The sequence below is a fragment of the Parashewanella hymeniacidonis genome, from assembly GCF_016900895.1.
GTDB lineage: Bacteria > Pseudomonadota > Gammaproteobacteria > Enterobacterales > Shewanellaceae > Parashewanella > Parashewanella hymeniacidonis.
Genome location: NZ_JAFEUN010000154.1, coordinates 1 through 7,080, shown reverse-complemented (window position 1 = coordinate 7,080; position 7,080 = coordinate 1). Strand labels below are relative to the sequence as shown.

The window sequence follows — 7,080 nt, the reverse complement described above, 5'->3', positions numbered from 1 at the left end:
GGTACAAACGGGATATGTGTTCAGTACGAAGTAACTGAATAGAATTAAGCAGGAGCCGTATACGAGAACCGTACGTACGGTTCTGTGAGAGGGATGAGGCAGTGATGCCTCACCCTACTCGATTTGTGCAAGAAATTTAGCCGTATTATTGGAGATATAACTTTCTTGACATATTATGTCTTGGGTTGTATAAACCATAATCAAGTTAAGGTTTTTACCAAGGAGCAAAGATGAGCTTTTCAGATCCTGTTGTTGTCTGGGCCATCATTGGACTAGTTCTCATTCTCGCCGAAATTATCTTGCCAGGAGGCATTGTAATTCTTCTTGGCTCAGCATGTATTGTCGTGTCGAGTTTACTTTGGGGAGGTATTGTAGAAGGCATCAGTCAAAGCTTAACGGTTTGGTTTATCACCTCAATTGTTTTACTTTTAGGTTTTAGAGGCCTGACCCAAAAAATGATTGGCGGAGATTCTCATGTGGATAACACTGATGAAGCCATTGACATTTTCGGGCAAGTTGCAGAAGTTAGAGAAAACATTGGTCCAGGAGAGAAACAGGGACGGATTCACTTTCAAGGTTCAGATTGGCCGGCTGTCGCAGACGGTACAGTCATCGAGGCCGGAGAGGTCGTGCGAATAATTTGTCAACAAAATATTGCATTTGTTGTCGAAAGAAATGAAGAAAAGGACTAAAGCACATGTTACTTACACCTACAATCATATTTCTGATTTTCCTATTTATTATTTACAAGCTCATGCTCGTTGTACCCATGCGTGAGGTTGCTGTAATTGAACGTTTAGGTAAATTCAGAGCGGTATTACAACCTGGTTTCCACTTTTTAATTCCATTTCTAGATAGAGTGGCTTACAAGCATGACACTCGCGAGCAAGTATTAGATGTGCCTACTCAGAGCTGTATTTCTAAAGATAATACTCAGTTAGAAGTTGATGGCTTAGTGTATTTAAAAGTCATGGATGGCCAACTTGCCAGTTACGGGATTGAAGATTATCGCCGTGCTGCAGTAAACCTAGCACAAACCACAATGCGTTCAGAGATTGGTAAACTCAGTTTAAGCAAAACGTTTTCTGAACGCGAAAGCTTGAATGAGTCCATTGTTCGTGAAATTGATATTGCCTCTGAGCCCTGGGGGATTAAAGTTTTACGATACGAAATCCGCAATATATCTCCGTCACCTCATGTTATTCATACTCTTGAAAAACAAATGGAAGCGGAACGACAAAAGCGTGCTGAAATTACCCTAGCGAATGCAGAAAAAGCGGCAACCATTAATACATCAGAGGGTGATCGCCAAGAAGCAATTAATTTGTCTGAAGGTGAAAAGCAAAAGCGAATTAACGAGGCAAAAGGCACTGGTCAAGAGATTGAAATTATTGCAAACGCTAAAGCACAAGGCATGGCTAATATTTCTGAAGCATTAGCAAAGTCAGGCGGCAATGAAGCCATGAATATGTTGTTGAAAGAACAGTTTATTAAGCAAGTTGGTGAAATTTTAGAAACGACTCAAGTTTCTGTTGTGCCAACCGAAGTTGCTAAATTAGAAGGCTTTTTCGAGGGGATGGAGCAAGTCACTGCAACGATGAAAGGACAGCATGGAGGAAATGCATGATGCAAGGTTTTGAACTTAATACTGACTTTATCGTCATGGCAATTTGGGGACTGTTGTTTATTGTCTTTATTTTGAAGTTGTTTCAATCGATCCGTTTGGTACCCACTAAATCTGCCTATATTGTTGAACGTCTCGGTAAATATCACAGTACGTTAGATGCGGGGTTTCATGCCCTTATCCCATTTTTCGATAAAGTCGCTTATCTACACGACCTTAAAGAAGAAACCATTAGCGTACCGCCACAAGAGTGTTTCTCGAAAGATGAAGTGAATGTAGAAGTCGATGGTGTGATTTATATTTCGGTCGTTGATCCGGTAAAAGCCAGTTATGGCATTACCGACTATCGCTATGCAGCCATTCAACTGGCGCAAACGACAACTCGTTCAGTTATTGGCACATTAGAGCTTGATCGTACTTTTGAAGAGCGTGATGTGATTTCTGCAAAAGTGGTGGAAGTACTTGATCAAGCTGGTGCAATGTGGGGGATTCGTGTTCACAGATATGAAATAAAAAATATTACGCCACCGCAAACCGTTAAAAATGCCATGGAAATGCAGGTTAATGCTGAGCGTGAACGCAGAGCCGTGCTTGCAAAATCAGAAGGTGATAAACAGAGTAAAATTAATCGATCAGAAGGTATTAAAGCTGAGGTGATAAACCGCTCTGAAGGTGAAATGCAAAAGCGGATTAATGAAGCTGAAGGTAAAGCTGAAGAAATATTAACAATTTCAAAAGCTACGGCAAGCTCAATTGCAATGTTAGCCGACGTGATTGCAGCCCCAGGTGGTCAAAATGCATTAAGAATGCAATTAGGTGAGCAGTACTTGAAGCAATTTAAAGGGTTGAGCCAGCAAGGAAACAAAGTCATTTTGCCAGGTAATATGATGGACTTTGAGCATTGGTTGAGCAGTATTGATTTAAAGCAGAAGTGAGGCTTTAAAAGTACTAATTTGAAAAGGCTGTAATTTTAATTTCGGCCTTTTTGGTTTTAAACATTAACAAAGTTTAATTTAATGACCTTGATCGCGCTAAATCAGAAAGCGCAAAATAAGGAGATATTTGGTGTTTTTGCAGGGTTTTACTAATCTTGAAGATAAAACATCAACTTTCCAAACAACTGAGTTTATCACGGTGGGTCAATGGATATTTTCGAAGAAGCGTTTTCAGAGCTAGGTATTGAGGGGATCACCTTTGGTGATGACAATGTATTAACTTGCGAGCTATCTCGCCAAGAGGACGGTCGGGATATTGTTTTGTCACTCTCTGCTTACCGTGATCATCAAGAAATGAGTTTGAGATTATCTGTAACAACGCAAAACACTCTTCCAGATAATGTACCTGGTGATTGGGTTGTTGAATTTGGTGAAAGAGCGATTGAGCCGTTTCGTGGTGGTTTTGGTATCGGGGTATTACCCGAATGTCGCAACGTGACAGTTTATCGCAATATCATTATTTCAGGAAAACCAAAAGGTTTTATCAAAGAAGCGGTGGGTGAATTAATCGAAGCGGCTGAAGAATGGGATTTAAAACTGTATAATCTTAATCAAGCGAATGCAGGAGCGGGTAAGCCTGGTGCAGGTAATCCATCTCAACCCGGAAAACCGCAACCAGGCGGCGCCGCAACGCGTCGCCCCATGATGCCGGGACAACGAGGATAAATCGCCTCTGAATTTATCGGTAAAATAGGTATAATCTCGTCTCAGATTTTTGGAGGCGAGAATGGACGTATCTTATTTACTTGATGGCTTGAATGAAAAGCAAAAACAGGCCGTTTCAGCACCACAATCCAGCATGTTAGTACTGGCGGGTGCCGGAAGTGGCAAAACTCGAGTATTAACACATCGTATTGCTTGGTTGATGCAAGCAGAAAATCAAAGTCCATTTTCAATATTAGCAGTAACTTTTACCAATAAAGCGGCAGCAGAAATGCGTGAGCGTGTTGAGAAAGTTGTTGGCTCAAACATGAGTCGTATGTGGATTGGTACCTTCCACGGTCTTGCTCATCGACTGTTACGAACCCATTATCAAGATGCAGGTTTGCCGCAAAGCTTCCAAATTTTAGATTCAGACGATCAGCTGCGCTTAATTAAGCGAGTGTTGAAAAGCCTTAACCTCGATGAAAAGCAATATCCTCCAAGACAAGCGCAAGGTTATATCAACGGTAAGAAAGACCAGGGCTTACGTCCAAAGCATATTGATGCAGGCATTTTTCCGATTGAGCAGAATTTACTTAAAATTTATCAAATTTATCAAGAATCCTGTGATCGAGCTGGGCTGGTGGATTTTGCGGAAATCCTATTACGAGCTCATGAATTGTGGCTCAATAAGCCACATGTGCTGGCGCATTATCAAGATCGGTTTAAACATATTCTGGTGGACGAGTTTCAAGATACCAACGCCATTCAGTATGCTTGGATTCGTATCTTGGCAGGCAATCAGGCTAACGTGATGATTGTTGGTGATGATGATCAGTCCATTTACGGTTGGCGTGGTGCTCAAGTCGAAAATTTACACAAATTCCTACAAGACTTTACTGGCGCTGAAACCATTCGTCTTGAGCAAAACTATCGCTCTACTGGGAACATTCTTAATGCTTCTAATGAGCTGATTGCCAATAACCCTGAGCGACTCGGTAAAAGCTTATGGACTGACGATAAAGATGGCGAAAAAATTGCGATTTATTGTGCTTTTAATGAGTTAGACGAAGCCCGCTTTATTGTTTCTCGGATAAATGATTGGCACGACAACGGTGGAAGCCTAAGTGATTGTGCGATTTTATACCGTTCAAATGCTCAATCGCGTGTACTTGAAGAAGCGTTACTGCACAAAGGATTAGCTTATCGCATTTATGGTGGTTTACGCTTCTTCGAACGCCAAGAAATTAAAGATGCAATGGGTTATATGCGCTTGATGGCCAATAAAAACGATGATGCGGCATTTGAACGTGTCGTGAATACGCCGACTCGTGGCATTGGCGGTCGTACATTGGATATTTTACGAAATATCGCTCGCCAAGAGCAGCTGACTTTATGGCATGCTTGTCTAAGAGTGCTTGAAGAGAAAATGTTAGCAGCTAGAGCAGCGAATGCCGTGCGAGGTTTCATGGATTTAATCGTTACCATGCAGCAGGATACGCAGGATATGCCACTGTATCGTGCGACAGATAAAGTTATCCAAGACTCAGGTTTGAAGGCGATGTATCAAGCCGAAAAAGGCGAAAAAGCACAAGCAAGAATTGATAACTTAGAGGAGCTGGTAACGGCAGCTAAGACCTTTGAACTGCCTGAAGATTTAGAAGAAATGGGTGAGCTTAATGGTTTTCTATCACATGCGGCACTGGAAGCGGGTGAGGGGCAAGCCGACGCTTTTACTGATGCAGTGCAATTAATGACGTTGCATTCGGCAAAAGGGCTCGAGTTCCCACAAGTGTTTATGGCTGGCGTCGAAGAGGGGCTTTTCCCAAGTAAAATGGCACTGGAAGAAGGTGATCGCTTAGATGAAGAGCGTCGTTTGTGTTATGTGGGAATGACACGGGCGATGGAAAAATTGACCATCACTCACGCTGAGTCTCGACGAATTTATGGCCGTGAAGATTATTCAAGACCATCACGCTTTCTAAAAGAAATTCCTGAAGAATACAAAGACGAGATCCGCATTAAAACCCAGGTATCGATCCCGCAGCCTTCACGTATGTCATCAGCCCCACAACGTAGAAGTAGTTTTTCTCAAGCTAAACCAGCATTTACTCAAAACAACGACAGTGGTTTTAGCGTTGGACAACGAGTAATGCATGCAAAATTTGGCGAGGGTCGAGTAATGGAGCTTGAAGGTGCGGGTCCTCAAGCTCGAATTCAAGTGAACTTTGATGATGTAGGTGTGAAAAAGTTAGTCATCGCTTATGCGAAATTAGAAGTGGTTTAAGGAAATACCATGAATCAAAAATTCGACGCCTATGTGCGTTTAATGCGAATGGATAGACCCATAGGTACTTTGTTATTGCTTTGGCCTTGTCTGATGTCGCTATGGCTCGCCTCTGATGGGATTCCGCAGTGGCATCTGTTAGTCATTTTTATTTTAGGTGTTGTTGTTATGCGTGCTTGTGGGTGCGTCATTAATGATTTTGCCGACAGAAAAGTGGATGGAAAAATTGAGCGAACTAAAGGGCGGCCATTAGCGACTGGAGAAGTGAGCAGTAGAGAGGCTCTAGGCTTATTTGGTGTTCTTACATTCATTGCATTTACTTTAGTGTTATTCCTCAATAAAACCGTAATTTTATTGTCCGTTGTTGGCATCATTTTTACGACTTTATACCCATTTATGAAACGTTGGACTCACCTGCCACAAGTGTTTCTCGGGATCACTTGGAGTTTATCGATCCCTATGGCTTATGCGGCCGTTAACGAACAGTTACCGGTTATCGCATGGTGGCTTTATTTCGGTAATTTATTTTGGACCATTGCTTACGACACCATGTATGGCATGGTAGATAGAGAAGACGACCTTAAGGCTGGGGTTAAATCGACAGCGATTTTGTTCGGGCGTTTTGATACTCAGATTATTGGCTTTTTTCAATTTCTGGCATTGGCTTGTTTTACCATGGCAGGGTTATCTCATGACCGTGGTGTAGCTTATATCGTTGGAATGCTCATGTTTGTTGGGTTTGCAATTTACCAACAAAACCTAATTAAAAGAAAGCAGAGGCAAGATTGCTTTAAAGCGTTTTTAAATAATAATCGTGTTGGAGCAATCATCTTTGCTTGCCTTGTTATCGATTATTATTTTTAGTCATACTGAATTTCCTTTTCATTTACATTAACGTGCTAATTTAAATAATTAAATGAGATTAAACTTATTTTACATTGGATAGTCATTTTATCATCTGTGCGGTATTGTCATATCCTGATCCTTGAGCTCGGTATTTGGCAATGTCCGCAGTAACACCTTGCTCTGGTACTCCACAGGCCCAACCTCCAATAGAATCAGCTACAAACCCTGTAAGCTGCTCGTTATGTGGATTACAGGTTTCAACTGAACAAAAAGCAAAAACTGACATTTGCGACAAACTTCATGTTTTTCATAGTGATGGTTGTTTAAGTTCATTTGAAAAACAGATGACTCAGCCTGGGTCGTCAAACAGCTCACCTATATACTATTCATGTTTTATTTGCGCTGATAAACCAAACGTCCATAGCACTGGCCAGAGAACTAAAGGTGATGGCATGTGGGCAGATGCTGCTGTCACCATTTAAAAGAAGTTCCCAACGAACATGTAGTGAGGTAATAAAGATCATACTGTATGAGCTGTAATGTTATGTTTTCTAGCTCATTTCTGCCCCATTCCTTGCCAGCAACAAACACTCACAGCAATAAAATTTCTAATGTTTACTCGCTAAAAATCATATTATTTATGACAGACTATTTTATAACAAAACAGACCTAATGATTACATTTAT

7 protein-coding genes are annotated in these 7,080 nt (G+C 41.3%); 6 read left to right on the top strand and 1 reads right to left on the bottom strand.

The genetic code is table 11. The features are described 5' to 3' along the window. Positions 1-230 precede the first annotated feature (230 nt). The 6 genes from JQC92_RS20130 to ubiA all read left to right on the top strand — a co-directional run bounded on the left by JQC92_RS20130 (position 231) and on the right by ubiA (position 6,412). The gene (locus JQC92_RS20130; RefSeq protein WP_205001319.1) at positions 231-692 is read left to right on the top strand and encodes an NfeD family protein; all 462 of its coding nucleotides are present in this window, start codon (positions 231-233) and stop codon (positions 690-692) included. 5 nt (positions 693-697) lie between these two features. Beyond that, on the top strand, positions 698-1,627 hold the full coding sequence (locus JQC92_RS20125; protein ID WP_129945781.1) for an SPFH domain-containing protein: 930 nt from the start codon (positions 698-700) through the stop codon (positions 1,625-1,627). Next, entirely contained in the window at positions 1,627-2,559 is a 933-nt protein-coding gene (locus JQC92_RS20120; RefSeq protein ID WP_129945817.1) for an SPFH domain-containing protein, read from the top strand. Before JQC92_RS20125 ends, JQC92_RS20120 begins: the two co-directional genes overlap by 1 nt. Positions 2,560-2,766: 207 nt before the next feature. Further along, entirely contained in the window at positions 2,767-3,285 is a 519-nt protein-coding gene (locus tag JQC92_RS20115) for a hypothetical protein (RefSeq protein ID WP_205001318.1), read from the top strand. 61 nt (positions 3,286-3,346) lie between these two features. Then, positions 3,347-5,548 carry a DNA helicase II gene (gene uvrD / locus JQC92_RS20110; protein ID WP_205001317.1) on the top strand — a complete coding sequence of 734 codons (2,202 nt, stop codon included), beginning with the start codon at positions 3,347-3,349 and terminating at the stop codon, positions 5,546-5,548. A gap of 9 nt (positions 5,549-5,557) precedes the next feature. Beyond that, positions 5,558-6,412: a 4-hydroxybenzoate octaprenyltransferase gene (gene ubiA, locus JQC92_RS20105; protein WP_205001316.1), complete on the top strand. Its 855-nt coding sequence runs from the start codon at positions 5,558-5,560 to the stop codon at positions 6,410-6,412. Between the two features lie 82 nt (positions 6,413-6,494). Here ubiA and JQC92_RS20100 read toward each other — a convergent pair whose 3' ends face one another. After that, the gene (locus tag JQC92_RS20100) at positions 6,495-6,680 is read right to left on the bottom strand and encodes a hypothetical protein (RefSeq protein ID WP_205001315.1); all 186 of its coding nucleotides are present in this window, start codon (positions 6,678-6,680) and stop codon (positions 6,495-6,497) included. Positions 6,681-7,080: the final 400 nt, after the last annotated feature.

Excerpts from the sequence above, each read along its gene's own strand:
- JQC92_RS20130 (WP_205001319.1), top strand. The coding sequence starts at position 231 with ATGAGCTTTTCAGATCCTGTTGTTGTCTGGGCCATCATTGGACTAGTT.
- uvrD (WP_205001317.1), top strand. The coding sequence starts at position 3,347 with ATGGACGTATCTTATTTACTTGATGGCTTGAATGAAAAGCAAAAACAG.
- ubiA (WP_205001316.1), top strand. The coding sequence starts at position 5,558 with ATGAATCAAAAATTCGACGCCTATGTGCGTTTAATGCGAATGGATAGA.
- JQC92_RS20100 (WP_205001315.1), bottom strand. The coding sequence starts at position 6,680 with ATGTCAGTTTTTGCTTTTTGTTCAGTTGAAACCTGTAATCCACATAAC.
- JQC92_RS20120 (WP_129945817.1), top strand. The coding sequence starts at position 1,627 with ATGCAAGGTTTTGAACTTAATACTGACTTTATCGTCATGGCAATTTGG.
- JQC92_RS20115 (WP_205001318.1), top strand. The coding sequence starts at position 2,767 with ATGGATATTTTCGAAGAAGCGTTTTCAGAGCTAGGTATTGAGGGGATC.
- JQC92_RS20125 (WP_129945781.1), top strand. The coding sequence starts at position 698 with ATGTTACTTACACCTACAATCATATTTCTGATTTTCCTATTTATTATT.